Source organism: Streptomyces sp. MUM 2J, assembly GCF_022414535.1.
Lineage (GTDB): Bacteria > Actinomycetota > Actinomycetes > Streptomycetales > Streptomycetaceae > Streptomyces.
In genome coordinates this window covers 91,225-115,851 of record NZ_JADWYM010000003.1, presented here as the reverse complement: position 1 = coordinate 115,851, position 24,627 = coordinate 91,225, and the positions used below count along the sequence as shown (strand labels likewise).

23 protein-coding genes are annotated in these 24,627 nt (G+C 73.7%); 11 read left to right on the top strand and 12 right to left on the bottom strand.

The features are described from left to right. Window positions 1-63 precede the first annotated feature (63 nt). Entirely contained in the window at window positions 64-1,149 is a 1,086-nt protein-coding gene (locus I3F54_RS04010; RefSeq protein ID WP_240117164.1) for a GNAT family N-acetyltransferase, read from the top strand. 43 nt (window positions 1,150-1,192) lie between these two features. Here the strand turns inward: I3F54_RS04010 and I3F54_RS04005 are convergent, their stop codons facing one another. Beyond that, a complete protein-coding gene (locus I3F54_RS04005) occupies window positions 1,193-1,492 on the bottom strand; it encodes a hypothetical protein (RefSeq protein WP_240117163.1) in 300 nt (99 codons plus the stop codon). A gap of 372 nt (window positions 1,493-1,864) precedes the next feature. Here I3F54_RS04005 and I3F54_RS04000 point away from each other — a divergent pair, with 372 nt between their 5' ends. Both I3F54_RS04000 and I3F54_RS03995 read left to right on the top strand, forming a co-directional pair. Continuing rightward, window positions 1,865-2,740 carry a methylenetetrahydrofolate reductase gene (locus tag I3F54_RS04000; RefSeq protein ID WP_240117162.1) on the top strand — a complete coding sequence of 292 codons (876 nt, stop codon included), beginning with the start codon at window positions 1,865-1,867 and terminating at the stop codon, window positions 2,738-2,740. Between the two features lie 275 nt (window positions 2,741-3,015). Further along, window positions 3,016-3,570, top strand: coding sequence for a hypothetical protein (locus I3F54_RS03995; protein WP_240117161.1), 555 nt, complete (start codon window positions 3,016-3,018; stop codon window positions 3,568-3,570). A gap of 65 nt (window positions 3,571-3,635) precedes the next feature. On the opposite strand, the gene I3F54_RS03990 is transcribed toward I3F54_RS03995, so the two are convergent. Then, the gene (locus I3F54_RS03990) at window positions 3,636-4,415 is read right to left on the bottom strand and encodes a DeoR/GlpR family DNA-binding transcription regulator (RefSeq protein WP_240117160.1); all 780 of its coding nucleotides are present in this window, start codon (window positions 4,413-4,415) and stop codon (window positions 3,636-3,638) included. Window positions 4,416-4,551: 136 nt separating this feature from the next. Here I3F54_RS03990 and I3F54_RS03985 point away from each other — a divergent pair, with 136 nt between their 5' ends. Both I3F54_RS03985 and I3F54_RS03980 read left to right on the top strand, forming a co-directional pair. Beyond that, the gene (locus I3F54_RS03985; protein ID WP_240117159.1) at window positions 4,552-5,433 is read left to right on the top strand and encodes an SIS domain-containing protein; all 882 of its coding nucleotides are present in this window, start codon (window positions 4,552-4,554) and stop codon (window positions 5,431-5,433) included. 19 nt (window positions 5,434-5,452) lie between these two features. Continuing rightward, window positions 5,453-6,337 (top strand): ketose-bisphosphate aldolase, encoded by an 885-nt coding sequence (locus I3F54_RS03980; RefSeq protein WP_240117158.1) that lies wholly within the window; start codon window positions 5,453-5,455, stop codon window positions 6,335-6,337. Window positions 6,338-6,574: 237 nt separating this feature from the next. Here I3F54_RS03980 and I3F54_RS03975 read toward each other — a convergent pair whose 3' ends face one another. Next, the gene (locus I3F54_RS03975; protein WP_240117356.1) at window positions 6,575-7,714 is read right to left on the bottom strand and encodes a methyltransferase; all 1,140 of its coding nucleotides are present in this window, start codon (window positions 7,712-7,714) and stop codon (window positions 6,575-6,577) included. Between the two features lie 229 nt (window positions 7,715-7,943). Here I3F54_RS03975 and I3F54_RS03970 point away from each other — a divergent pair, with 229 nt between their 5' ends. Both I3F54_RS03970 and I3F54_RS03965 read left to right on the top strand, forming a co-directional pair. Then, window positions 7,944-9,188, top strand: a complete 1,245-nt coding sequence (locus I3F54_RS03970; protein WP_240117157.1) for an ROK family protein — start codon at window positions 7,944-7,946, stop codon at window positions 9,186-9,188. A gap of 111 nt (window positions 9,189-9,299) precedes the next feature. Then, entirely contained in the window at window positions 9,300-10,190 is an 891-nt protein-coding gene (locus tag I3F54_RS03965) for an NAD(P)-dependent oxidoreductase (RefSeq protein ID WP_240117156.1), read from the top strand. Window positions 10,191-10,353: 163 nt separating this feature from the next. On the opposite strand, the gene I3F54_RS03960 is transcribed toward I3F54_RS03965, so the two are convergent. The 4 genes from I3F54_RS03960 to I3F54_RS03945 form a co-directional block, all read right to left on the bottom strand. Beyond that, complete coding sequence (locus I3F54_RS03960) at window positions 10,354-10,938, bottom strand: DUF4865 family protein (RefSeq protein ID WP_240117155.1); 585 nt, start codon at window positions 10,936-10,938, stop codon at window positions 10,354-10,356. Window positions 10,939-11,025: 87 nt separating this feature from the next. Then, window positions 11,026-11,583, bottom strand: a complete 558-nt coding sequence (locus I3F54_RS03955) for a TetR/AcrR family transcriptional regulator (RefSeq protein WP_240117154.1) — start codon at window positions 11,581-11,583, stop codon at window positions 11,026-11,028. 364 nt (window positions 11,584-11,947) lie between these two features. Then, entirely contained in the window at window positions 11,948-12,493 is a 546-nt protein-coding gene (locus tag I3F54_RS03950) for an ATP-binding protein (RefSeq protein ID WP_240117153.1), read from the bottom strand. A gap of 210 nt (window positions 12,494-12,703) precedes the next feature. Beyond that, a complete protein-coding gene (locus I3F54_RS03945; protein WP_240117152.1) occupies window positions 12,704-13,027 on the bottom strand; it encodes a hypothetical protein in 324 nt (107 codons plus the stop codon). 399 nt (window positions 13,028-13,426) lie between these two features. Between I3F54_RS03945 and I3F54_RS03940 the strand changes: the two genes are divergently transcribed. Further along, window positions 13,427-14,551 carry a PLP-dependent cysteine synthase family protein gene (locus I3F54_RS03940; RefSeq protein WP_308373081.1) on the top strand — a complete coding sequence of 375 codons (1,125 nt, stop codon included), beginning with the start codon at window positions 13,427-13,429 and terminating at the stop codon, window positions 14,549-14,551. A gap of 53 nt (window positions 14,552-14,604) precedes the next feature. Here I3F54_RS03940 and I3F54_RS03935 read toward each other — a convergent pair whose 3' ends face one another. Beyond that, a complete protein-coding gene (locus I3F54_RS03935; protein WP_240117151.1) occupies window positions 14,605-15,435 on the bottom strand; it encodes a DeoR/GlpR family DNA-binding transcription regulator in 831 nt (276 codons plus the stop codon). A gap of 440 nt (window positions 15,436-15,875) precedes the next feature. Between I3F54_RS03935 and I3F54_RS03930 the strand changes: the two genes are divergently transcribed. After that, window positions 15,876-18,194 (top strand): hypothetical protein, encoded by a 2,319-nt coding sequence (locus tag I3F54_RS03930; protein ID WP_240117354.1) that lies wholly within the window; start codon window positions 15,876-15,878, stop codon window positions 18,192-18,194. A 31-nt stretch (window positions 18,195-18,225) separates the two neighbouring features. On the opposite strand, the gene I3F54_RS03925 is transcribed toward I3F54_RS03930, so the two are convergent. After that, complete coding sequence (locus tag I3F54_RS03925; RefSeq protein WP_240117353.1) at window positions 18,226-20,664, bottom strand: right-handed parallel beta-helix repeat-containing protein; 2,439 nt, start codon at window positions 20,662-20,664, stop codon at window positions 18,226-18,228. A 149-nt stretch (window positions 20,665-20,813) separates the two neighbouring features. Next, a complete protein-coding gene (locus I3F54_RS03920) occupies window positions 20,814-20,996 on the bottom strand; it encodes a hypothetical protein (protein ID WP_240117150.1) in 183 nt (60 codons plus the stop codon). A 97-nt stretch (window positions 20,997-21,093) separates the two neighbouring features. Between I3F54_RS03920 and I3F54_RS03915 the strand changes: the two genes are divergently transcribed. After that, the gene (locus I3F54_RS03915; RefSeq protein ID WP_240117149.1) at window positions 21,094-21,624 is read left to right on the top strand and encodes an SRPBCC family protein; all 531 of its coding nucleotides are present in this window, start codon (window positions 21,094-21,096) and stop codon (window positions 21,622-21,624) included. Between the two features lie 127 nt (window positions 21,625-21,751). Here I3F54_RS03915 and I3F54_RS03910 read toward each other — a convergent pair whose 3' ends face one another. Together I3F54_RS03910 and I3F54_RS03905 are read right to left on the bottom strand one after the other, a co-directional pair. Next, window positions 21,752-22,573, bottom strand: coding sequence for an MOSC domain-containing protein (locus I3F54_RS03910; RefSeq protein ID WP_240117148.1), 822 nt, complete (start codon window positions 22,571-22,573; stop codon window positions 21,752-21,754). 62 nt (window positions 22,574-22,635) lie between these two features. After that, on the bottom strand, window positions 22,636-23,064 hold the full coding sequence (locus I3F54_RS03905; RefSeq protein ID WP_240117147.1) for a DUF6643 family protein: 429 nt from the start codon (window positions 23,062-23,064) through the stop codon (window positions 22,636-22,638). Between the two features lie 297 nt (window positions 23,065-23,361). Between I3F54_RS03905 and I3F54_RS03900 the strand changes: the two genes are divergently transcribed. After that, window positions 23,362-24,612, top strand: a complete 1,251-nt coding sequence (locus tag I3F54_RS03900; RefSeq protein ID WP_240117146.1) for a TerD family protein — start codon at window positions 23,362-23,364, stop codon at window positions 24,610-24,612. Window positions 24,613-24,627 lie beyond the last annotated feature (15 nt).

Here is a 24,627-nt window from a genome sequence, read left to right as displayed (position 1 = left end):
TTGATCCCTCATCGGGCCATGGGGAACGCGCGCGCAGCGCGCCTTGGGGGGAGTGGTTCGCCGATGCACGTCACCGTCCACAGGGCTGACGAACTGACCGAGTCGCAGCGCAAGATCTGGCACCAGGCCATGGAGGAGTCGCCCGAGTTCGCCAACCCGTTCCTCGCCCCGGAGTTCGCGGCCGGAGTGGCCCGGCACCGCGCCGGGACACGGGTGGCCGTCCTGCACGACGGCGGCGACCCGGTCGGCTTCTTCCCCTACGAGCGCACCTCCCTCGGCGTCGGCCGGGCCCTCGGCCTCGGCCTGTCCGACTGCCAGGCCCTCGTGCACCGGCCCGGCGTGGTCTGGGACACGCGGCAGCTGCTGCGCGCCTGCGGCCTGGCCAGCTTCGAGTTCGACCACCTCGTCGAGCAGCAGAAGCCGTTCGGGCCCCACGTCACCGGGCTCTTCCCGTCCCCGGTGATCGACCTGGTGCACGGCGACGACGGCTACCCGGAGTGGCTGCGCGCCACCTATCCGGGCCTGGCCCGGACCACCCTGAAGAAGGAGCGCCGCATCGGCCGCGACATCGGCGAGACGCGGTTCGTGTTCGACGAGCGGGATCCGGACGCGCTGCGGCAGCTGATGCGGTGGAAGTCGGCCCAGTACCGCCGGACCGGCCGTATGGACCGCTTCTCCCGCCCCTGGATCGTCGACCTGGTGAACGACCTCTTCGAGGTCCGCGAGGAGCACTTCACCGGTGTCCTCTCCGTCCTCTACGCCGGCGACCGTCCGGTGGCGGCGCACTTCGGGCCGCGGTCCCGCACCGTCCTCGCGGCCTGGTTCACCGCCTACGACCCGGAGGTCCACCGCTACTCGCCCGGACTGATGATGCACCTGCGCATGGCCGAGACGGGCCGCAGGCAGGGACTGGCGCTGCTGGACCTCGGGCGCGGCGACAAGGAGTACAAGGACTGGCTCAAGACCCGCGAACTGCGCGTGGCCGAGGGGTTCGCGACCCGGCCCCACCCGGTCGCGGCGGCCCACCGGCTCGTGCGGCGGCCCGTACGGGGCCTGCGGAACACGGTCCTCGCCCACCCCCGGCTGCGCGAGCCCGCCGACCGGCTGCTGAAGACGGTCGGTACCCTGCGCACCTCCCGGACCCGCTGAACCGGCACTCCGCCGCAGGCGTCGCACGAGGGCAGGTGCGGTCTCAGGTGCGGCTGTCCGAGCGGCCGGTCGTGTCGTCGAGCGGGGTGCGGCCGTGTCGCCGAGCCGGCCTGAAGGTACGACGGTGGTGGCGCAGGGCCCCGATCGCCACCATCGCCACACCCAGGCAGAAGATCAGCGCCAGCGCGAGACCCGAGCTGAACAGCGCGAGCCCGTTCATCGTGGCGATGTCCTGACCCAGGACGGACACCGTGTACTCCGGGCCGCCCGACAGGTTGCCGGCGATGGCCAGCGCGGTGAAGGCACCGGTGGCCGTGAGGAGGAACAGTCCGAGGAACAGCATCCGAGTCACCTCCTCGGCAAGGGGAACCGTGCCCTCGGGTACCCTCCCGCCGCTGCCCCTACCCTGGAGGGGCGGCTCGGGCCGGCGACGAGGTCGCCGCCCCCTGCCGGGAGTACGCGGACCTGATCGCGACCACCGGCGGGGACGACTCCGGGCACCGGGCATCTGACTCCGGACGCCGGGGCGCCGGGTGCGATCCGGGTCGCGGGGCCCGTCCCGGTAGCCGGACGTGGTGGGGCCTGCGCGCAGCGTTCCGGTCGCCCGCCCGGCTTCGGGCCGGCGCGGGTCCTGACGGAGTGCGGCCGTAGGCTGGGGCGAGCACTCGGACCGGGCACCGCCGGGGAACCCGAGCCACTCGCGACGAGGAGGACGATGCACCCCGGTCCCACGGCCCCCGCCGCGCCCACCACGGCGCTGCTGGAGGACTTCTCCCTGGAGATGACGGCCAAGGACGTACCCGCCCTGGAGCGGGCGCGCCACACCATCCCCGTCGGCACCCGCGTCAACATCACCTTCCTCGGCAACGAAGACCCGGGCATGCGGCTGGAGGCGGCCCGTGCCGTCAGGCGGTACGGCTTCGTGCCCGTGCCGCACATCTCCGCCCGGCGCCTCGGTTCGCGGGCCGCCCTGGAGGAGTTCCTGGCGGGCCTGCGGGACGAGGGCGCCGGTGAGCACGTGTTCGTCGTGGGCGGCGACCCTGCCGATCCGCACGGCCCCTACGACGACGCCCTCGCCGTCATCCGCACCGGGCTGCTCCAGCGGTACGGGGTGCGCCGGGTCGGCATCAGCGGCTACCCGGAGGGCCATCCCGCCATCACCGACGACGAGCTGTGGTCGGCACTGCGGGACAAGAGCGCCGTGCTGGGCCGGCACGCTCTGGCCGGCGACGTCATCACGCAGTTCGGCTTCGACGCCGACCCGGTGCTCGACTGGGTGGAGCGGGCCCGTGCCCACGGAGTGCGGGCGCCGGTCCGCATCGGCGTGCCCGGTCCGGCCGGAGTGCGCCGACTGCTGTCCTGCGCCACCCGCTTCGGTGTCGGCACCAGCGCCTCCATCGCCCGCAAGTACGGCCTGTCCCTCACCAACCTGATGGGTACGGCGGGCCCCGACCGCTTCCTGCACGCGCTGGCCCGCGGCTACGACGTCCGCCGCCACGGCGACGTCAAGGTGCACTTCTACACTTTCGGCGGGCTGGCGACGACCTCGGAATGGGTGGCGCGCTTCCGCACGGACCACCCGGCCCTCTGAGCGCGCCGTCCGCGACGCCGCGTCGCGGGGCGGCTCTCCGCCCGCCACCGTGACACGGGGGAGACGCCTGCACCCGTCCTCCGCCGGCGCGCCCGCCGGCCGGGTCAAGATCACGGATGCGCATCGGCCCGCAACCGGATTCGCATCCCCGCGGAAACCCGGTGGGCCGCAGGCCCGAAGCCCTGTGCCAGGATGCCGCGACGAACGAGCGGAACGGCTCGCACCGGATCACGGCCCGTGCCGGGTCCCGGTGGGCCGAGGCGGAAGGCGGACCGGTGACGGGAGTGACGGTGGCGGCGTCGGTGCGGCCGAGGCGGCGGGACCGCACCTGGGTGTGTGCGCTGTGGGTCCTGGTGGCCTCGTCGTGCCTGCACATCCTGTGGTTCGGCCCGGCCCTGCCCGTGGAGCTGGTGGTGCTGGACCTGGGGATGTCCGTACTGTTCGGCGTGTGGCTGGCCGCCCGGCGCCGGGGACTGGCCCGGCGGCTGGAGGTGGGCACGGCCCGCGACCTGCTCGTGCTCCAACGCAGGATCACCCGCGGGGAGATTCCCACGGACCCCGTCGAACGGGCGGCCCTCGGCCGGCTGGTACGTCTGCGCCAGGAGCGGCGCCGACGCGGCCGTAACGCCGTCTCCCTGATGTGCCTCCTCTACCTGCTGGTGGCCACCTGGACATGGGCCGTCGGCGACCGCGTCCTCGGCGTACTGACGCTCGTCGTGGCCGTGCTGTACGCCGTTCTGGCCGGCTGGTCGCTGCGCCGTGCGGCGGCTCGGGTGGACCGGGTCGCGGCGGCCCTGGGCGCCGGAGGCGGCCTGGAGGTCCTGTACTGACGGGGTGCCTCAAGGCCACCGGAGGACCCGGTCCCGGTCCCGCTCCTTGTCGCGGTCCCCGCGCCTCACACGGTCACGACCGTGAGGCCGGCCTCCTCGAAGAGCCGGACCGCCTCGGGTCCGGCCGCCGTGTCGGTCACCAGCGTGTCGACCGCGCCGGTGGCGCAGATGCGGGCGAAGGCGCGTCGCCCGAGTTTGCTGGAGTCGGCTGCGACGACCACCCGCTCGGCGCGCTCGCACAGGAGCCGGTTGACGGCGGCCTCCGCTTCGTCGTGCGCCGCGGCGCCGTGGACGGCGTCGAAGGAGACCACGCCGAGCACGGCCACGTCGAGGGTGATCTGGCCGAGCACCCCGTCCGCGAGCGGCCCGATGAGTTCGTACGACTGTGCCCGCGCCACCCCGCCGGTCACCACGATCTTGAACTGGGGGCGGACCGCCAGCTCGCTGGCGATGTTGAGGGCGTTGGTGACGACGGTCAGCGCGGGTGAGCCGGAGGAGAGGTCGCCGCGCACCGCGAGCGCCCGGGCCACTTCGGTGGTGGTCGTGCCGCCGGTCAGCCCGACCGCCTCGCCCGGTGCGATCAGCCCGGCCGCGGCCTTGGCGATGCGCTGCTTCTCCGGGGCCCGCCGGGCGGTCTTGTAGCGCAGCGGCAGCTCGTAGGAGACCCCGTGCACGACCGCGCCGCCCCGGGTGCGCACCAGCATCTGCTGCTCGGCGAGCTGGTCGAAGTCGCGGCGGATGGTCGCGGCCGACACCGCCAGCTCGGTGGCGGCCTCCTCGACGTCGAGCCTGCCCCGCTCGACGAGCAGTTCCAGCAGCGCCTTCCAGCGGGCGTCGCGCGACATCCGCACCTCCGGTCCTCGGCCCTCGCGTGATCTTTGGCGACCCTAGCGCACCACCGATGCCCCGGAATGCTTGATGATGCTTGAAAGCTGGCTATATCTTGCATGAACAATCATCCCGTCTCCGGGGAGGGCACGCATGAGCCATGTCGAGGACGAGTTGAACAGCCAGCCCGAGTGCTGGACGCGCGCCGCGGAGCAGGCCGCGGATCACAGGAGGGTGCTGCCGGCGGCGGGGGAGCGGGTCGCGGTCGTCGGCTGCGGGACCTCCTTCTTCATGGCACAGGCGGTCGCCGGACTGCGTGAGGGAGCGGGCCTGGGCGAGACGGACGCCTTCGCGGCCTCCGAGTTTCCTCACGGCCGCCGCTACGACCGCGTCGTCGCCCTCACCCGCTCCGGCACCACCACCGAGGTGCTGGAACTGCTCGCCCGGCTGCGCGGGCACATCCGGACGACCGCGCTCACCGCCGACCCGCACACGCCTGTGAGGGGCGCCGCCGCCGACGTCGTCGTCCTCGACTACGCCGATGAACGCTCCGTCGTCCAGACCCGGTTCGCGACGAGCGCACTGACCCTGCTGCGCGCCCACCTGGGCCTGCACTCCGACGCGGCCGTCGCCGACGCCCGCGCGGCACTGTCCCGCGCACTGCCCCGGAACCTGGTGGAATGCGGGCAGTTCACCTTCCTGGGCCGCGGCTGGACCGTGGGTCTGGCCAGCGAGGCCGCGCTGAAGATGCGCGAGGCCGCCCTGGCGTGGACCGAGGCCTACCCGGCGATGGAGTACCGGCACGGCCCCATCAGCATCACCGCGGCGGGCACGGCCACGTGGATGTTCGGCGACGCCCCGCGGGACCTGGCCGAACAGGTGCGCGGCACCGGCGGGCTGTGGGTGGCGGGCGGTCTCGACCCGCTCGCGGAACTCGTCCGGGCGCAGCGCCTCGCCGTGGCCGTGGCGGCGCGACGCGGCCTCGATCCGGACCGCCCCCGCCACCTCACCCGCTCGGTGATCCTCGCCCCCTGACGCCCCGAAAGGACCGCCCGTGTCCCTCGTCACCACCGGCGAGCTCCTGGCCGGGGCCGCCGTCGCGCGCTCCGCCGTCGCCGCCTTCAACATCATCACGCTCGAACACGTCGAGGCCGTCGTCGCCGGAGCCGAGGCGTGCGGTGCGCCCGTCGTCCTGCAGATCAGCGAGAACGCCGTCCGCTTCCGCTACGGCCGGCTCCTGCCCCTCGCCCGCGCCGCCGTCGCCGCCGCCGAACGCGCCGCCGTGCCCGTCGCGCTCCACCTCGACCACGTCCGTGGCGACGCCCTGCTGCGCCAGGCGCCCGAGGCCGGCTTCAGCTCCGTCATGTACGACGCCTCCCACCTGCCCTACGCGGGCAACCTCGCCGCGACCCGTGCCGCCGCCGACTGGGCGCACGCCCAGGGGCTGTGGATCGAGGCGGAACTGGGACAGGTCGGCGGCAAGGCCGGCGTCCCCGCCCTCGACGCCCACGCGCCGGGCGCGCGCACCGACCCCGCCGAGGCCCGCGCCTTCGTCGCCGACTCCGGCGTGGACGCCCTGGCCGTCGCCATCGGCAGCGCCCACGCCATGACCACCCGCACGGCGGCCCTCGACCACGGTCTCCTCAAACGCCTGGCCGCCGCCCTCGATGTACCGCTCGTCCTGCACGGCTCGTCAGGGGTTCCCGACGACGAGTTGACGGCCGCGGTCGCAGGGGGCATCACCAAGATCAACATCGGTACCGCTCTCAACATCGCCATGACCGGTGCGATCCGGGACTTCCTGGCCGCCCACCCCGACGCCGTCGACTCGCGCAGCTACCTCAGCGTGGGCCGCGAGGCGATGGCCCGCAGCGTCGAGCGGCTCATCGGGGTGCTCGACGGCGGCCGGCCCACCGCAGACGCCGCTGCCGCGCGCTGAGCGACCACCGGCCGCCCGGTGGTCGCTCAGCCGCCGGGCGAGCCGCAGGGCGGGGGAGCCGTCGTCCGGCCGGGATCGGGTCCGCCTCTCCAGGGCCGCCCGCACGCGGCGTCGGCGGACGGGGACGACCTCGATCGCAGGGGGTCCGGTGTGAACTGCGGACAGCCGGTTCGTGCACGCCCGGTGGGCCCGCCGAAGGGGGCGCACCGGACGCCGCTCGTCGACCGGCGGACGCCGTCAGCGATCGTGCTTGACCGCCTTCAGCACCACGAACTTCGGGTCGCCGGCGACCACCCGGCTGTTGCCGAACACGCGCCGCAGCTTGACGTGGTATCCCAGATGCCGGTTGCCGATCACCCACAACTCGCCGCCGGGCCGCAGCGCGCGCCGCGCACCGGTGAACATCCGCCAGGCTGTGGCGTCCGTCGTGGCCTGGTGGGAGTGGAACGGCGGATTGTTGAGGACGATGTCCACACTGCCGGACGGCACCCCGCTCAGTCCGTCCCCGACCCGGAACTCCGCGTGCCCGGGCACGCCGTTCGCCCTGTACGTCGCCTCCGCCGAGGACACCGCCTGGAACGACTCGTCGACGAACAGCACCTCGGCGTCCGGATTGGCCAGCGCCACCGACGTTCCCACGACGCCGTTGCCACAGCCGAGGTCCACGACCCGCTGTGTGCCACGGGTGTCGGGCAGGTGCCGGAGGAAGAACCGCGTGCCGATGTCCAGGCGGTCGGCGCAGAAGACGCCCGCGTGGTTGACGACCGTGTGGCCGGAGGCGGGCCCGGCGCCCTCCGGCAGGACGTAGCGGTACGGCCACGGGCTGGCCCCCGGCCTCAGCGCGGGGTCCGGTGTGCAGAAGATAAGGCGGGCCTTCTGCCGGGCCAGCGACGTCCGCGTCGGCCCCAGCACGCGCTCGAACAGCTTGAGCGTGGAGGTGTGGATCTCCTTCACCATGCCGGTGCCGACCACGACCGTGCCCTCGTGCACCGCGGGCGCCAGCCGCAGCAGTTGGTCCTCCAGCAGCGCCGAGCTCTTCGGCACCCGCACCAGCAGCACGTCGATCCGCTCCGGTGGCGGGTCCTGCGTCGTCAGCAGCCCGACCGTGCCGGGTGCCACGCCCGCCCGCGCCAGGTTGGCCCGCGTCGCCTCCTGGGCCAGGAAGGAGTCCGTGATCTGCGTCGGCTCGTACGCCGCGAGTGCCGTGGCCAGCGCACCCCACCGGTCGCCGACGACCACGACCGTGCCGGTCAGCGGGACCCCCAGCTCGGCCAGATGCGCGAGCAGATACGCGTCGGAGGCGTCCCAGGCGCGCAGCCGGTCGCGCGGGTCCTCGGGGAAACGGGTCAGCGCGAACTCGCCCCACGGGGTCGTCATACGGTCGTTCATCGCGACAAGGCTAGCCGAGCCGCAGCTCAGGGCCGGTGCCGGAGGACAGGGCGAGGGACCGCGGGCCGCTGCCGAGGTGACGCCACCCGGAGCGTGCCCGGATCCGTCCGGGCACGCCGCACCCCGTCCGGGGCTCACGGGCCGGACGAACTCCACCCCGCCGGTGGGCGGCTTCCCGGCCGCCACCGGACGAGCGGATCATGGGAGACTCGCCCTCATGAGCGGCAAGGCGGACCCCCGGCCGACGGGGGAAGGGAGCACCTCCAGGACACGGTTGGACCGGGGGCGCGGTGCGCTCGGACCCGCGTTGGAGCTCGTGCACACCGGCCGGGCACCGACCAGAGCGGTCCTCACCGCCGAACTCGGCGTGACGCGCGCCACGGCCGGGGCGGTCGCCGCGGAACTGGAGGCCCTGGGGCTGATCCGGGTCGACGCCCGTCCCAGTGCCCCGGCCGGCTCCCAGGGCCGCCCCTCCCACCGGCTCAGCGTGGCCGAGGAGGGCCCCGTCGCCCTTGCCGCCCAGGTGCACGCCGACGGCTTCCGTGCCGCGCTCGTCGGCCTCGGCGGCCGGATCGTCGCCACCGCGCCCGGCTGCGAGACCGTCGACGCCGACCCGGCCAAGGTGCTCGGTTCCGTCGTCGACGCGGGCGCGCGGCTGCTGCGGCAGACCGGGCGGCGCTGTGTCGGCGCCGGCCTGGCCGTTCCGTCGGCGGTCGCCGAGCCGGAGGGGCTCGCCCTCAACCCGCTGCACCTGGCCTGGCCGGTGGGCGCACGGGTACGGGAGATCTTCGCCGAACGCGTGCGCGCATCCGGTATCACCGGGCCCGCCTTCGCCGCGAACGACGTCAACCTCGCCGCGCTCGCCGAGCACCGGCACGGCGCCGGGCGCGGCTCCCGTGACCTGCTGTGCGTGGCCACCGGGCACCGCGGTGTCGGTGGCGCCCTCGTGCTGGACGGACGGCTGCACACGGGCAGCGCCGGGCTCGCGCTGGAGGTGGGGCACCTCACCGTCAACCCCGAGGGCCGCCCGTGTCACTGCGGCGGCCGCGGCTGTCTCGACGTCGAGGCCGACCCGCTGGCGCTCCTCGCCACGGCGGGCCGGGTGCCCGGCCCGGAGGTGTCGCTGCTCCAGCAAGCCAAGGACCTGATCCGCCGGGAGTACGGCGACCCCGCCGTCCGCGCGGCCGTCGAGACCCTGATCGACCGGCTCGGCCTGGGCCTGGCCGGCCTGGTCAACATCCTCAACCCCGACCGGATCATCCTCGGCGGTCTGCACCGCACACTCCTCGACGCCGATCCGGACCGCCTTCGCGCGGTCGTCGCCGACCGCAGTCTGTGGGGCCGCAGCGGTGGGGTCCCCATCCTCGCCTGCACCCTCGACCACAACAGCCTGGTCGGCGCGGCCGAGATGGCGTGGCAGCCGGTACTGGACGACCCGCTGGGCGCGCTGGCCGGGGGCTGAGGCCGCAGCACGGGGAGAGGGCGCCGTTGCGCGTGGGGGCGCCGGGCCGGGCTCAGTCCAGGAGCGTCAGGGCCTGCTCAATATTCGACGAGGTCAAGGGAGCCGAACAGCATGACCGACAAGCTCACCGTGAGCGTCCTGGGCACCGGCATCATGGGCGCCGCGATGGCCCGCAGCCTCGCCCGCGCCGGACACGCCGTACGCGTCTGGAACCGCACCCGCAGCAAGGCCGAACCGCTCGCGGCCGACGGGGCGTTCGTGGCCGGCACGCCCGCCGGGGCCGTCCAGGGGGCGGACGTCGTGCTGACGATGCTCCACGACGGGGACGCCGCACTGGCCGTCATGCGCGAGGCTGCTCCAGCGCTGCGCCCCGGGACCGCCTGGGTGCAGTCGACCACCGCCGGCACGGAGGCCGTACCCGAGTTGGCGGCCCTCGCCCGTGAGCACGGCCTGGTCTTCTACGACGCGCCCGTCCTCGGCACCCGCGAGCCGGCCGAGGCCGGACAGCTGACCGTGCTGGCCGCCGGGCCCGTGAAGGGCCGCGCGAAGGTGACCCCGGTCTTCGACGCGGTCGGCGCCCGCACCGTGTGGTGCGGCGAGGACGGCGCCGCGGCCGACGCGACGCGCCTGAAGCTGGTCGCCAACAGCTGGGTCGTCGCCGCGACCGCCGCGGCCGGAGAGGTGCTGGCCCTGTCGGAGGCCCTCGGCGTCGACCCCGACGACTTCTTCGCACTCATCGAGGGCGGCCCGCTCGACATGGGCTATCTGCGCGCCAAGGCTGCTCTGGTCCGTGAGGGCCGGCTGTCCCCGCCCCAGTTCGCGGTGGCGACCGCCGCCAAGGACGCCCGCCTCATCGTCCGGGCCGGCGAGCGCAACGGCGTCCGCCTCGACGTCGCCGCAGCGAGCGCGGCCCGGCTGGAACGCGCCGCCGCGCAGGGCCACGCGGACGAGGACATGGCCGCCGCCTACTACGCCAGCTTCGGCGACCGCCCCGACGACTGACGGCGCGCCCTACGGTCCCGGCCGGACGCACCGCGACGACGCCCCCGGCCGGACGCGCGTGGGACGACATCCGGTCCCGGCCGGTCACCCCGGCCGGGCGGCCCATCGTCCCCGGCCCCCAGCCGTCCGGGAAGCACGTCCCCGGGCACCGCGCGGACCGTGCTCACCACTGGCGGCCGCGCGGCAGCCGCCGCCTTCCCGGCGCCGACACGTGCAGGACCTGGAACAGATCGCCCTCGGCCTTCGGGGCGTCCTGCTCCCACAGCGAGAAGTGGACGACCTCCCACCGCCGCGCATCCACGACCGCTGCCGCGAGCACCGCACCGTCCAGCCGGGCGAGCCGGCCGGCCTCGGCAGCGGCCTCCTCCACGGTCCGCGACAGCGCCGGTCCGTCCGGTACCCGCTGCCGGCGCCGTACGGCGGTCGCGGCGGGGGAGTCCGCCGCGCCTCCCGGCTCCTGGGCGAGCCCGGTCCACTGCTGCACGCCCGGCCGGCCGAAGTCGTCGCACAGCCCCTGGAAGCCGCCGCCCCACAGGAAGGTGTTCATGCCCTCCACGGTGTTCCAGAGGTAGAACGGCGCGTACTGGTTGACGGGCGACCCGTGCAGCCCGCGCTCGCGGATCAGGTACGCCTTCAGGCCGAGGCCCTCCCAGTCGTCCGTCAGGTGCCCGGCGCGGGCCACACGGGACCGCACGATCCCCATGTCGTAGTCGGCGGGCAGGGTCAGTTCGTACTGCATGGCGTGCATCCGATGCCTCCCAGGGCGTGGTGGACGACCGGCCGGAGCGGGCGATCGGCCGGACCGGGCGCGTGCTGCTCGCGGGGCGGGAAGACCTCACGCGGGCCGCAGCAGGGCGAGCAGCCCGCGTACCCCCGCGTCGAACGCGGCGGGGGAGCCGGAGGCGCGGGCGAGGACATAGCCGCCCTGCACCGTCGCCACGACCGCCGCTGCGATCTCCTCCGCGTCGAGGTCCGCCGCGAACTGCCCCTGCCGCTTGCCCTCCTCGACGATTTCCGCCAGCCGCCGCCGGAGCCGGGCGAGGGTCGCGTCGACGGGGGCGCGCAGCACGTCGCTGGCGATCACGTCCGGGTCCATGGTCAGCCGGCCGACGGGGCAGCCGCGCAGCACGTCGCGTTCGCGCATCAGGTAGCCCTCGATGCGCTCGTACGGTGTGCCCGGCCGGCCCAGGACGCGCTCGGCGGTGGCCAGCATCTCGTCCGCGGTGCGCCGGATGGCGGCCAGGGCGAGATCCTGCTTGCCCCTGAAGTGGTGGTACATGCTGCCCTGTCCGGCGTCCGCCCGCTCCAGGATCGCCTTGGGGCTCGTGCCCACGTAGCCGCGCTCCCACAGCAGCTCGCGGGTTGACTCGACCAGTCGGTCCGCTGTGCTCATGCGGACACTGTACATACTAGTAGTTACAGACCTCAAGGAGTCCCCCGAGCGCCGTCCGGGACGAGCGGTTCGGCCGGGTGCGCAGGAGCGGCACGCCATGCCCCAGGGGCCCGGAGCGTCGCGCGAGACGCCGGCGCCCTCCCCGAGGCGCCCTCATGACGCACCTCATGAAGCACCTCATGACGCGCCGTTGTCCGTGGGGCGGCCGTTCGGGGCCCGGGCCGGGACGGGAGCCCGGGACGCGGAGACACCCTCGGGGGGTGCCGTCGGTCTCCGTCCGTCCGGCCGGGGCGTCGTCGCCGCGCCCGTGACCGCGGTGACGGCCGATGGCCGCCCCCGCGGGCGGCACGGCCGCCGACCGCGATCAGCCGGCCACGCCGGACCGCACGGGAGCGCGTGCCGGACTGCTGCGGCCGTCGGTGACCTGGTCGAGCGTGCCGAGCTCGGCGAATCGCAGCGCGGGCTGATCGAGGGGCGTCAGTCGCGGCACGCGCGTCGGCGCCGGTCGTGTCGGGGCGGCCGTGGGCAGCGTGAACCACACGACCTTGCCCTGGTCGCCGTCCGGCCGCACTCCCCAGCTCTCGCTCACCGCGGCGACCATGGCCAGGCCGCGGCCGCACGTGGCGAGCAGATCGGCTTCCTCCACCACGGGGAGGCGCGGATCGTGGTCACGCACCGAGACGGTGAGCTGCTCCAGGAGCAGCTCCATCTCGACGGTGCACGTCTTGTCGGGTCGGGCGTGCCGGTGGACGTTGCTGAGCAGCTCCGTCACGCCGAGCGAAGCCCGGTCTATCAGGGGGTCCAGATGCCAGTAGCGCAACTGCGCCGATACGATTCTGCGGACCTGGCCGATCCGCGCCGGCAGGGCTTGAAGCTCCACCGTGCAGTGCCTGCGTGGGTTGCTGATCACGGCTGCGACTCCCCGACGTGAGGTCCGAGATGGACGTCCGGAAGAACACGAACAACGGATCGTCAGCAGGACGCCTGCGTGGAACTGCCGCCTGCTGTCGTGGCCGGCGGGCTGGTTCGCAGCGTTATCGCCGGTAAACCCTCAGTGACGTGAGACCAGCGTGACCCAGGGGGTGCGGTCCCGCAACTCGCGGCGCGCCCCGCCCCGGGTTCAGTCGCCGCGCCCCGCCGCCCGGCGTACGGCCTCGATGAAACGGCGTGCCGCGGGCGGTCCCGGCTCGCCCGGGGCCGGGTCGTGCTCGCCCAGCGTCAGCAGGTACCGCTTGCCGTTGAGATCCGCGGTCGCCCGGTCATCCGGAGCGAACCAGGGGCGCGACGCCCGCACCGCCTGCACCGGCGCGCTGTCGATCTCGCTGCCGTAGCTGTTGAGCAACTCCAGCCTGCCTCCGCTGATGCGGACCTTCCCGGCCCGGGTGAGCGAGCGCAGTCTCTTCTCGATCCGCACGCCCGTGGCCGTGAACTCCGGCTCCGCCATACCGTCCTGCCCCCTTGTGCGCGTGGGCGCGCCGGCCGGTGCTCGCGCCCGGGCGGCGCCCCGTTCGTGTCGTGACCCAGTGTGCGCCCCCGTCCGGGACACGCGGCCCTCGCGCCGGCCGCCTGACTGATGCGTGACGCCCGGTGACGGGGGACCGGTCCCGTGCGGTGCAGTCTGCCTGCGTACGACGTGGAGCACCAGTACGCGCGTCGTGCTCGTGGGCCGTGGCGGGGAGCATTCGTCCGAATGCGCCCCCGTGGCCCAAGGTGCTGTCCCCAGGGGTGTCTTGGGGATGCTCAAAGATGCGTTTATGCAGGTGAGAAGCGTGCGAAAGCTGCCTATCATCGGGGTGCCGGGCGTGCGACGCGCCGTCGGCGCGCAAGTGTGAGGAGCCCTGCCGTGAGCACCACCCAGCAGCCCCGGACGGGCGTGACACTCGACGTCGACCGCAGCGACGCCGGCTACCGCGACTGGCTGAAAGAGGCCGTCCGCAAGGTCCAGGCCGACGCCAACCGCTCGGCCGACACGCACCTGCTGCGTTTCCCGCTGCCCGAGCACTGGGGCATCGACCTCTACCTCAAGGACGAGTCGACCCACCCCACCGGCAGTCTCAAGCACCGCCTCGCCCGCTCCCTGTTCCTGTACGGCCTGTGCAACGGCTGGATCCGCCCGGACCGCCCGGTGATCGAGGCGTCCAGCGGCTCGACCGCCGTGTCCGAGGCGTATTTCGCCAAGCTGATCGGCGTGCCGTTCGTCGCGGTGATGCCGCGCACGACGAGCACCGAGAAGATCCGGCTGATCGAGTTCCACGGCGGCCGTTGCCACTTCGTGGACGACCCGCGCACGATGTACGAGGAGTCCGCCCGCCTCGCGACGGAGACCGGCGGCCACTACATGGACCAGTTCACCTACGCGGAACGGGCCACCGACTGGCGCGGCAACAACAACATCGCCGAATCGATCTTCCGCCAGCTGGAGCTGGAGCGCTACCCGGAACCGGCGTGGATCGTCGCCACGGCCGGCACCGGCGGCACCTCGGCGACTCTCGCCCGCTACGTCCACTACATGCAGCACGACACCCGCATCTGTGTCGCCGACCCGGAGAACTCCTGCTTCTTCGACGGCTGGACCACCGGGGACCCGGACGTCACCTGCGACTGCGGCTCCCGCATCGAGGGGATCGGCCGGCCGCGCATGGAGCCCAGCTTCGTGCCCGGCGCCGTCGACCGCATGATGAAGGTCCCCGACGCCGCTTCCGTCGCCGCCGTCCGCGCCCTGGAGGGAGCCATAGGCCGCAAGGCGGGCGGTTCGACCGGCACCGGACTGTGGAGCGCGCTGAAGATCGTCGCCGAGATGGTCGCCGAGGGACGTCAGGGCAGTGTCGTCACCCTCCTGTGCGACCCCGGCGACCGCTACCTCGACAAGTACTACTCGGACGTCTGGCTCGCCGAGCAGGGCCTGGACATCGCCCCCTACAGCACCGCGATCCGGGCGCTGCTGGAGACCGGGGTGTGGCCCGGCTGAGCCGTTCCGGCGGCCATCGCGTCCTTACGGTCGCCGTACCGGCGCATGCTCCGTCAGGTGTCCGCGTCCTCCGCCTGCCCGCCCGCGAGCACCAGCTGCCGTACATGCTCGGAGACCTCCGTGCGGGCCCTCGCGGGCAGTCCCGCGTCGGTCACCCAGGTGTCGACCTGCTCCAGCGTGGCGAACGAACTGAGGCCCACAGTCCCCCACTTGGTGTGGTCGGCCACGACGACGACCCGCCGCGCCGACTGCACCAGCCGCCGGTTGGTCTCCGCCTCCGCGAGGTTCGGCGTGGACAGCCCGGCCTCCGCCGATATCCCGTGCACCCCGAGGAAGAGCACGTCGAAGTGGAGGGAGGCGATCGCCTGGTCGGCCACCGGCCCCACCAGCGAGTCCGACGGTGTGCGCACTCCGCCGGTCAGGACCACCGTGGCCGAGCCCTGCCGCTGGCCCGAGGTGCGCTGCGCGACGTGGAAGACGTCCGCCACCCGCACCGAGTTCGTCACCACCGTGAGATCCGGAACGTCCAGCAACTGCTGCGCCAGCGCGTACGTCGTCGTGCCGCCCGAGAGCGCGATCGCGCTGCCGGGCGCGACCAGCTCGGCCGCGGCCCGCGCGATGTCCTCCTTGGCGGTGAGTTCCAGTCCGGACTTCGCCTCGAAACCCGGCTCGTGCGTGCTGGCCTCGACCACCGGCACCGCGCCGCCGTGCACCTTCTCCAGGACACCCTGCCGGGCGAGCGCGTCCAGGTCCCGGCGGACCGTCATGTCCGACACGCCGAGCCTTCGGGTCAGCTCGTTGACACGGACCCCGCCCCGGCGCCGGACCTCGTCGACGATCAGGGCGCGCCGCTGCTCCGCGAGGAGGTTCTGATTCTCGCTCACGTACGCTCCGGTCCTTTCGCCTCAAGCCGTCTCAAAGCCGTCCGACTCGTCCGACACGCCCGGTGCGCCAGACGCGACGAGCGTCCTCTCGCGTCCTCGGGGCGCGGGCGTCCCATCCTTGCACGCCGCGCAGCGCGGCGCGGCACCGCAGGCGCCGACGCGCACCTGCCACCCTCCGGCCCGTCGTTTACCGCACGGTCACACGGAACGGGGAAATTCCGAGCCGGAAGGTGTACGACGCGCCGGGAGCGGAGATCCTGTGCCCGCACGGGCACACGCCGAGGACGCGCCACAGGGAAGTGCGCGACACGTCACGGGGGAAGTGCAGAACAGTGGAACGTGCAGCCGAGGACCGTCCGGCCGGTGCAGCCGGACCCGCACAGCCCACGGTGGCCCTGGAGCTCCTCGTCCACGGAGTCGGTGGCGCCACCGCCGAGAAGATGCTCAACGACCCGCGCACGGTGCGGATCTCCGGCGACGGCGTCGCCGCCGTCTTCCGGCGCGCCGACGACGTCGACGCCGAGTCCCGGCCCGGTGCCCCCCGCGGCCGGCCGGTGCCGGAGGCGTACGTGTGGTGCAACCTCACCTCCGGCAACGCAGGCCGTGCCCTGTGGCTGTTGCTGCTGCCGTTCATGGTGGTCAACCTCGCCCACTGGATGCGCCCCGGCGGCGACGGCCGGCCCCGGACCGTCCGCCTGTACGGGCTGCTGGTGCGGCTCGCCGGACTCACCCTGACGGTGCTGCTGGTGGCCGCCGCCTGCGAGGTCGCCCTGGATCTCGTGGCCTGGCAGTGCGCGGGCACGCGTGCCTGCACCGACCGGCACACCTGGCTCGGCTTCCTCTCACCGGCCGCACCGCACCCCGGCTGGTGGAGCCTGCCCGGTCGCAGGCTCGCCCTGGCCGCCGTGGTGCCCGCCGCCCTCACCGGTCTGCTGTGGTACCTCTCCCACCGCACGTGGCGGGCGTACGAGTCCCAACTGCCCCTCACCGGCATCGACCGGCGCGACGAGGCGATCGGTCCGACGGCGCTGGCCCGGCCCGGCTTCTGGTACGGACGCCGCCTCGTGGCCCGGCTGCGGGCCGCGCACACCGCGGCGGGCCTGCTGACGGTCGCCGCCGCGGTCTGCACCTCGGCCGCACGCTTCGACCGGGAGCCGGGCGGTCCGGTGGCACTCGACGCCGCAGGGCGGCTGCTGGAAACCGCCCTCGTGGCCGGTGCCGTCGCCGTGGTGGCGGTGGTGTGCCATCGGGGACGCAGCGAGCAGCGCCTCGACCGCGAACTCGACGGCCGCCTGATCAGATGGCTGCCGCTCGGCGCGCTCGCCGTGCTCGTCCTCGCCGTCGTCCACGCAGGGTGGGAGCGGCCGGGCTGGCACTCGTCGGGCCGGTTGCCCGGCAATGCCACCTTCGGCGGGATCGCCCTGGTCCAGGGCCTGATCGTGGTCGCCCTGGCAGCCGTCGCCCATCTGCTGCACCGCGCTCCCGCCGACGAGGCCCGCACCGCGGGCACCTCAGGCACCCTCCGTACCCCGGGCACCTCAGGCACCCTCCGTACCCCGGGCACCTCCGCCCCGGCCCGGCCGCCCGGTGCGTCGGGCGCCTCCCGCACCGTCATGCGCGGCCTGGGCGGCCCGGCCGTGGCCATGCTGGCCTGTGCCCTGGGCGGCGTGATGTCCGGCGGTGTCGCGCAGCGCGTCGCGGACTGGCTGGACGGCACCCGAGCCGTCATCGACGGGCCGCCGGCGCTGCTGACCTGGCAGGCGTCCGTCATCCCCGCGCTGCTGCTGGTGCTGCTGGTGCCGTGCGTACGCCTGGCCCGGGAGACCTGGCGGTTACGCCGCGTCGAGCTGGCCGCCGTGGACCGCGACTACCCGGACGAGCCGAAGGACCCCGCCCGCACCCGCCGTATCGCCACCGCCCGGGCGATGGCCACGCTCACCGACCGCTCCCCGCTCCTCGTCGCGGTCACCTCCGCCACCACCCTGCTGCTGGGCACCGGGGCCCTCGTGGGCGCCCTGACCACCGGCAGGACCCCGAGCGGTGCCGCCGCCGGCACTCCGCCCTTCGTCCACGGAGCCGCCCAGACAGCCCAGGCCCTCGGCTCCTGGCTGATCGGACTGGGGTTCCTGCTCTTCGTCACCTCGGGCCGACGCGCCTACAAGGACGCCTCGGCGCGACGCACCATCGGCATCCTGTGGGACGTCGGCACGTTCTGGCCCCGCGCCGCACACCCCTTCGCCCCGCCGTGCTACGCCGAGCGTGCGGTACCCGACCTGACCTGGCGCATGGCCACCTGGACCCGTGCCACCGGTGGACGTCTCGTGCTGTCCGGACACTCCCAGGGCAGCGTGCTCGCCGCCGCTGCGGCCTGGCAGTTGCGTCCGGCCGAGCGCAGCCGGGTGGCACTGCTGACGTACGGCTCGCCGCTGGAGCGGCTGTACGGCCGCTGGTTCCCGGCCCACTTCGGTCCGGCCGCGCTCGCCTCCCTGCACGCCGAGGTCGACTGCTGGCGCAACCTGTACCGCCCGACCGATCCCATCGGCGGGCCGGTGCGGCTGCCCGGCGATCCCGCCGTCGACCGCGAGCCTCTGAGGGACCCCCTCGCCTACGGCCGCACGGAGCGGACCCCGCTGCCCGCGCCGATCCTCGGCCACTCCGACTACCAGGCCGACCCGGCCTTCGCCGAGGAACGCCAGCTGCTCCTGGCACGCCTGCGCCCGGACGTCCCGGCCCCGCGGCCGTCCGGCGGAGACGGGTGAGCCGGAGGGAACGGCTGCCGTGACTGTCGGCTCACGGCAGGTCGGGCAGGTCCTCCGGGTACAGCAGGGTCAGATCGTCCGTGCTCGGCTCCGCCACCTGGGCGACCCGGCCCGCGTGCCGCTCCACCATCGCCTCGAAGGTCTGCCGCGCGGTCCGGCCGTTGCCGAATGCGGGACCCTTGGGGATCGCCGTGAAGTACTTCAGCAGCGCCTCGCCCGTGCCCGGCGACAGCCGGTACTCGTGCTCCTCGGCCTGCTGCTCCACGATCCGCAGCAGTTCCCCGGCGCCGTAGTCGCCGAACGTGATGGTCCGGGAGAAACGGGACGCCACCCCGGGATTGACCTGAAGGAACCGTTCCATCTCGGCCGTGTAGCCGGCGACGATCACCACGACCGCGTCCCGGTGGTCCTCCATGAGCTTCACCAGGGTGTCGATGGCCTCCTTGCCGAAGTCACGGCCCGCGTCCTCCGGCGACAGCGCGTACGCCTCGTCGATGAACAGCACACCCCCGCGGGCCCGCTCGAACGCCTCCTGGGTGCGGATGGCGGTGGAGCCGATGTGCTCGCCGACCAGGTCGACACGGGAGACCTCGACCAGATGGCCCTTCTCCAGCACACCGAGGGAACGGAGGATCTCGCCGTACAGACGGGCGACCGTGGTCTTGCCGGTGCCGGGGGAGCCGGTGAACACCAGATGCCGCTTCACCGACGCCGCCTTCAGACCGGCCAACTGCCGGCGCCGCCCCACCTCGATCATGTCCGTGAGCGCGCGGACCTCCCGTTTGACGCTGTCCAGCCCGACCAGCGCGTCGAGTTCGGACAGGACCGCCTTGCTGGTGCGCGTCGGCTGATCACCGTCGCCGGGAGCCGGCGGTGGCGCCTGCACGTCGGGACGCTGCTCGGGCACGGACCCGAGCAGACCGGGTGTGGTGCCCACCGCCTCCACGGCCGTCTCGCGCGTCACCGGGGTCCGCGGGCCCCCGCTCTCGTCGCTCGTGCAGTCCTCCACCAGCGGACCACTCGTCGAGGACGCGTCCGGTCCACCGTCGGCGAACTCGTATCCGCCGCGCGCGCACCGCTCCGTGCGGCACTTGCGGAGCGTGGTACGGCAGCCGTCGATCACATGGAAGCCGTAACCCCCGCTGCCCATCACCCGGCAGTCCAGGAAGCTGCCACGGCCGCCCGCGGAGACATAGAAGCCGGCCTCGGCACAGGAACCGACCGTGCAGCGCTCGACGGTGGGGTCCGCGCCCTTGGTCACGATCACGCCGGTCTGGATGCCCTCCAGTACGCAGTTGGCGAGCGTGCCGCCACTGCCGTGGTCGCGGAACCAGGCGCCGGTCGCCGCGTCCCGGATCCGGCAGTCGTCGAGCTGGGCCGTGGCCCCGTCGCTCACCGACACGGCGGTGTTGCGGATCTGCCACAGGTCGCTGTCGACGACGTCCGCGCGCGAACCGCGGTCGAGAACGAACAGTGCGTCGGGCACGTCGTGCACCCGGCAGGAGTCCAGCACCACGGTCGCCCCGTCGCTGACCCACACGGCCGGATAGTCGCCGGTGCTGTCGAAGATCTCGCACTGGTTGGCGTCGACGCGCGTGCCCGGGTCCCACACGGACAGGCCGTTGCGGCCGAACTGACGCACCGTCGTCCGCGTCAGCGTCAGCACCGATCGCGAGCGCAGGTCGACGGCGTTCTCGGGAATGTCGTGGATGCGGCAGTCGGCCAGTGTCAGCACGGCGTCGGTGTCCAGGGTGATGCCGTCGGCGGCGGTGCGGTGCACGTCGCAGTCGGTCAGGTGGGCGGTGGCGCGCCCGGTGATCTGCACGCCGCTGCCACGGACCTCGTACACCTCGCAGCCCACCGCCTCCAGGGCCGAGTTCTCGCCCGTCGCGCTCAGACCCGGCCCGGAGGTGTGGTGCACCCGGCAGCGGTCCAGCCTCGGATGGGCGCCACCGCGCACGGCCACGCCCGCCTGGCCGGCCGCGACCACCTCGCACTCCTCGAACACCCCGCCCCCGCCTTCGAGGACGGCGATGCCGATGCCCGCGGGGTTGTCGACGGTGCAGCGCCGCAGCGTCGGCCGCGCGGCGCCGCGGACCTCGATCCCGGCGGCGGAACGCGTCACGACGCGGACGTCCCGCAGCTCGGGTGTGCCCTCCTCGACCAGCAGTGCGGGGGCCGCCGCGTCCTGCCCCTCCAGGTGCAGGTCGTGGACGACCGCAGAGGCCCGCACGGTCAGCGGAACCCCGTCCACCGGGGCGATGCGCACGCTGCCCGAAGACCCTTCCGGGCCCCGCAGCGTGACCGCCCGCTGGACGACGAGGTTCTCCCGGTAGGTGCCGGGGGCGATGGTGAGGACGTCACCGTCGGCCGCGGCCTCCAGGGCGGCGGCGAGCGACGCGTACTCACCCGTGCGGCGCCGCCACCGCGATGTGCCGGTGTGCGTCACCTGGACCGTGCCCTGTGCCATGCGCTGCTGTGCCCCCACCTCGTCGTACCTGATGGCTCGTCGCCCTCGGGGCGCCCTGGGGCTCCCTCACGCGCGGGATGTCGCCGAAGAGTCGGCCGGTCCACCGTAGCGTGCGCGGCGGCCCTGGGTTGACCAGAGCCGTGACGCCGTCAGCCGCCGGTACCGGTGGGCCGCAGTCCCGACCCGCCCGGTCCCGCGCCCCGGTCCCGCACCCGGCCCCGGCGGTCGCACCGGTGGCGGACCATGCGCCGGACGATCAGCCGCCTGCCGCCCTCGACGGGATCGGCCGCCAGCATCGCCGTGCCGTCCCCCGGGCAGCGTGTGCCGGGCACGGTGGTCCGGTCTCCTGCCGAAGTCCTCTGCCCAGGGACTGTTGCGCAAGGGGATCAAGGTCGTGGATGATCCGGGAACCCGACACGAGGGGGCGACGTGAGATTTGCCGATGGCCCGTGCGTGCACTGCGACGTTCATGTCGCGGCAGCCGTGCCGCGGGTGTGGGAGCTGGTGACGGACATTCGTCTGCCGGCCCGGTTCAGCCCGGAGCTGCAGCGCGTCGCGTGGCTCGACGGCGCGGACCGGCCCCTGCTGGGCGCGCGGTTCGAGGGCCGCAACCACCACCGGCAGCTCGGCGACTGGCGGACCGTCTCCCATGTGGTCGAGTTGGACGAACAACGGGTGTTCGCCTGGGCGGTCACGGATGCGGACGGCCGCTACGGAGAGCCGACACTGGATCCGGCGAGGTCCATGGCGCGCTGGCGCTACGAACTCGAGGCCGAGGACGGGGGCACCCGGCTGCGGCAGTCGGCCCTCGTCGGGCCGGGCCGCAACGGAGTCACTCTGGCCATCGAGCGCTGGCCGGACCGGGAGGAAGAGATCGTCGCCTTCCGCCTGAAGGAGCTGAGGGCGGGGATGGAGGCGACCCTTCACGGCATCAGGAAGCTTGCCGAGGAAGGCGGCTGAGGTTCTGTTGCGACGCTGCCACCGCCGTGCATCGGGGCGGCGTCCGGGGCGACCGCCTCGATGGGCGTCCTGCGCCAGCGGCCAGCATCACCATGCTCATGAGCAGCCCTCGGCAGCACCACACCCCCTAGGGGAGAAGCCTGACCGGGTCGCCCACGCGGACCGTGCCGGGGCCGAGCGGGACCAGGTTCTGCCCGAAGACGAGCCGGCTGCCGATCCGGCGGTGCCGGCCGAGGGTGTGCAGGGGTTCCCGGCCGCGCTCGCTGCTGTGCTGGTCGGTGGTGGTCACCAGGCACCGGCCGCACATCGCGGCGACACGGAACTCGACCTCGCCCACCGCGATGCGCGTCCAGTCGTCCTCGGCCCACGCCTCGGTGCCCGACACCACCAGGTTGGGCCGGAAACGGTTCATGGGCAGCGGGCCCTCGTGCGCGTTCTCCCCCCGCGCGATCAGTCCGTTGAGGGCCTGGAGCGAGGCGGTCGTGGTGACCAGCAGCGGGAAGCCGTCGGCGAAGGAGACGGTCTCGCCCGGCAGCGCGTAGTCCGGGTCGACCGGGCGCCGGGTGGCCGGGTCGTCCATGTGCACCAGGCGGGTGTCCGCGCCGACGAGAGTGCTGCACCAGGCGTGCGCCGCGGCGGCTGCGGGAGCGCCCTCCACCTTGGTGCCGAAGACCTCCACCGTCACCGTGCACGTCGGCTCGGGGACGGCGACCTCGACCGGACCCATGCCGGGCGCGGACAGCCGGACGCCGCTGGGCAGGAGCTCGGCGGCGGCCAGGGCGAGACGTGGCTCCTGGCGTTGTGTGACGACCTTTCCCCCGTCGTCGATCAGCGCCCAGCGTCGGTCTCCGGCCAGCCCCCAGGGCTCCACGACGGCCTCCCGGACCGGCACGGCCCGGAACGCCTTGACCGGATGCACATGAATCGACCGCAGTTCCGCATTCCCCATGCAGTCATCGTGCCAGTCGGCAGCGACGGCCGGGGACGGCGGCCCGGCACCCGTGGTCCGGATCAGTAACCGCGGTACTGCTGGTTGTTGTACGGGTCCTGGTAGGGAGCCGGAGCCGGTCGCGGGGTGGCCGGACGCATGGCCTCGTACCCCATGGAGGGTGCGGCGGCGCGGGGCTGCTGCGGCTGCGGGCCGGGATAGCCGCGCGGTGCCGCCTGCTGCGGGATGTACGCCGTCGGCGCCTGCTGCAGTGGTGCGGGCTGCGGCGCCTGCGGGTAGCCGTAGGAGGACTGGGACGGGGCCGCCGGGAGGGCGGGCAGTGCCGAGGGCAGTGCGGGGAGGCTGCTGCCCGGCGTGTCGTAGGCCGAGGGGACCCGGATCGGAGCGATCTGGGGAGTGCCCCGCTCGGCGACGAGCGAGTCGTAGATCGGGGTGTCCGGGAAGGAGGCGGAGTAGTAGCCGCCACCATATGTGGAGCGGGGGGAGGTCATGGCCATAAGTTAAGCCCACGATGTGCTGGTTGGGGAGACCGATAAGAGGGTTGTTTTCCGAGTCCGCAGTGACTCGGTGTCCCCAATGAGAGCGAACGTGGGGAAAAAGGGCACCCTGCCGCGTTCAAATCTGGTAAAGCCCGAGTTCCCGGCGGGTTACCGGGGGTTGGCCGGGGTTCTTCACCGTGCCGATCATGGGGCTGTGCCCCCGCACGCAATAGGTTGTCCGGGTAGGCATCGGAAGCGAGTGCCGGGCGCCGCCCGGCACGGCGACGCGTGTTGGGGGCGGACATGTCAATGCCGAAGGGATCGAATGTGCCGGTGCCGACCACGGCACTGCGCGTCGAGCTGGGCTGGCGGTCCGGCCCGGGCGTCCCCGACGCGGACGCCTCGGCCCTGCTGCTGGTCGGCGGAAGGGTTCGCTCCGACGGGGACTTCGTCTTCTACAACCAGCCGGCGCACGGCTCCGGGGCCGTACGCCACGAGGGCAAACGGGACGCGGGTGGCCGGGTGACCGACACGCTGCTGGTGGATCTCGCGCGTGTCGAGGGCGCGGTCGAGACCGTCGTGCTCGCCGCCTCCACCGACGGCGGCAGCTTCGGCCAGGTGCCCGACCTGTACATCGAGGTGCGCGACGCGGCACAGGGCTCCGTGGCCGCGCGCTTCGACAGCACCGGCGCGACCGTCGAGACCGCCTTCGTGCTCGGCGAGTTCTACCGCCGCCAGGGGTCCTGGAAGTTCCGCGCCGTCGGACAGGGCTACGGCAGCGGACTGGAAGGGCTGGCCACGGACTTCGGTATCACGGTCGACGAGCCGCAGCACGCCGCCCCGCCGGTCGCCCCGCCGGTCACGCCGCCACCCGCCGTGCACGTACCGCCGCCGCCCGCGGCCCCGCCCGCGCAGCAACCGGTGAGCCTGTCCAAGGTGACGCTCACCAAGGCGTCCCCGACGGTGTCCCTCGCGAAGCAGGGCGGTACCTCCGGTGCCCTGCGCGTCAACCTCAACTGGGAGGTGCGCAAGCAGTTCTCCGGCTGGGGCGGCAAACGCGGCCGTGCCGTCGCCCTGCACTCCGACCTCGACCTCGACCTGTGCGCGCTGTACGAGCTCGCGGACGGCCGCAAGGGAGTCGTCCAGGCCCTCGGCAACGCCTTCGGTGCGCTGGACCGGCCGCCGTACGTCCATCTCGACGGCGACGACCGCACGGGCGCCGTCGCGGCGGGCGAGAACCTCACCGTCAACCTCGACCACAAGCAGGATCTGCGGCGCCTGCTCGTCTTCGTCACCATCTACGAAGGCGCCCGCTCCTTCGCCGACCTGCACGCCACGGTCACGCTCCAGCCGCAGCACGGCGCCCCCGTCGAGTTCTCCCTCGACGAGTGCACCGTGCCCTCCCCGGTGTGCGCGCTGGCGCTGATCACCAACGAAGGCGGCGACCTCGTCGTCCGGCGCGAGGCCCGCTACCTGGTCCCCGAACGCGGCGTCAGCCCGCAGCGGACCGTCGATCGCGCCTACGGCTGGGGCATGAACTGGACCCCGGGCCGCAAGTAGGCGCGTCCACGGGCG

Coding starts and splice junctions, on each gene's coding strand:
- I3F54_RS04010 (WP_240117164.1), top strand. CDS start 64: ATGCACGTCACCGTCCACAGGGCTGACGAACTGACCGAGTCGCAGCGC.
- I3F54_RS03970 (WP_240117157.1), top strand. CDS start 7,944: ATGAGCGGCAAGGCGGACCCCCGGCCGACGGGGGAAGGGAGCACCTCC.
- I3F54_RS03945 (WP_240117152.1), bottom strand. CDS start 13,027: ATGGCGGAGCCGGAGTTCACGGCCACGGGCGTGCGGATCGAGAAGAGA.
- I3F54_RS03925 (WP_240117353.1), bottom strand. CDS start 20,664: ATGGCACAGGGCACGGTCCAGGTGACGCACACCGGCACATCGCGGTGG.
- I3F54_RS03930 (WP_240117354.1), top strand. CDS start 15,876: ATGCTCAACGACCCGCGCACGGTGCGGATCTCCGGCGACGGCGTCGCC.
- I3F54_RS04005 (WP_240117163.1), bottom strand. CDS start 1,492: ATGCTGTTCCTCGGACTGTTCCTCCTCACGGCCACCGGTGCCTTCACC.
- I3F54_RS04000 (WP_240117162.1), top strand. CDS start 1,865: ATGCACCCCGGTCCCACGGCCCCCGCCGCGCCCACCACGGCGCTGCTG.
- I3F54_RS03960 (WP_240117155.1), bottom strand. CDS start 10,938: ATGCACGCCATGCAGTACGAACTGACCCTGCCCGCCGACTACGACATG.
- I3F54_RS03985 (WP_240117159.1), top strand. CDS start 4,552: ATGAGCCATGTCGAGGACGAGTTGAACAGCCAGCCCGAGTGCTGGACG.
- I3F54_RS03955 (WP_240117154.1), bottom strand. CDS start 11,583: ATGAGCACAGCGGACCGACTGGTCGAGTCAACCCGCGAGCTGCTGTGG.
- I3F54_RS03900 (WP_240117146.1), top strand. CDS start 23,362: ATGCCGAAGGGATCGAATGTGCCGGTGCCGACCACGGCACTGCGCGTC.
- I3F54_RS03965 (WP_240117156.1), top strand. CDS start 9,300: ATGACCGACAAGCTCACCGTGAGCGTCCTGGGCACCGGCATCATGGGC.
- I3F54_RS03910 (WP_240117148.1), bottom strand. CDS start 22,573: ATGGGGAATGCGGAACTGCGGTCGATTCATGTGCATCCGGTCAAGGCG.
- I3F54_RS03990 (WP_240117160.1), bottom strand. CDS start 4,415: ATGTCGCGCGACGCCCGCTGGAAGGCGCTGCTGGAACTGCTCGTCGAG.
- I3F54_RS03975 (WP_240117356.1), bottom strand. CDS start 7,714: ATGACGACCCCGTGGGGCGAGTTCGCGCTGACCCGTTTCCCCGAGGAC.
- I3F54_RS03905 (WP_240117147.1), bottom strand. CDS start 23,064: ATGACCTCCCCCCGCTCCACATATGGTGGCGGCTACTACTCCGCCTCC.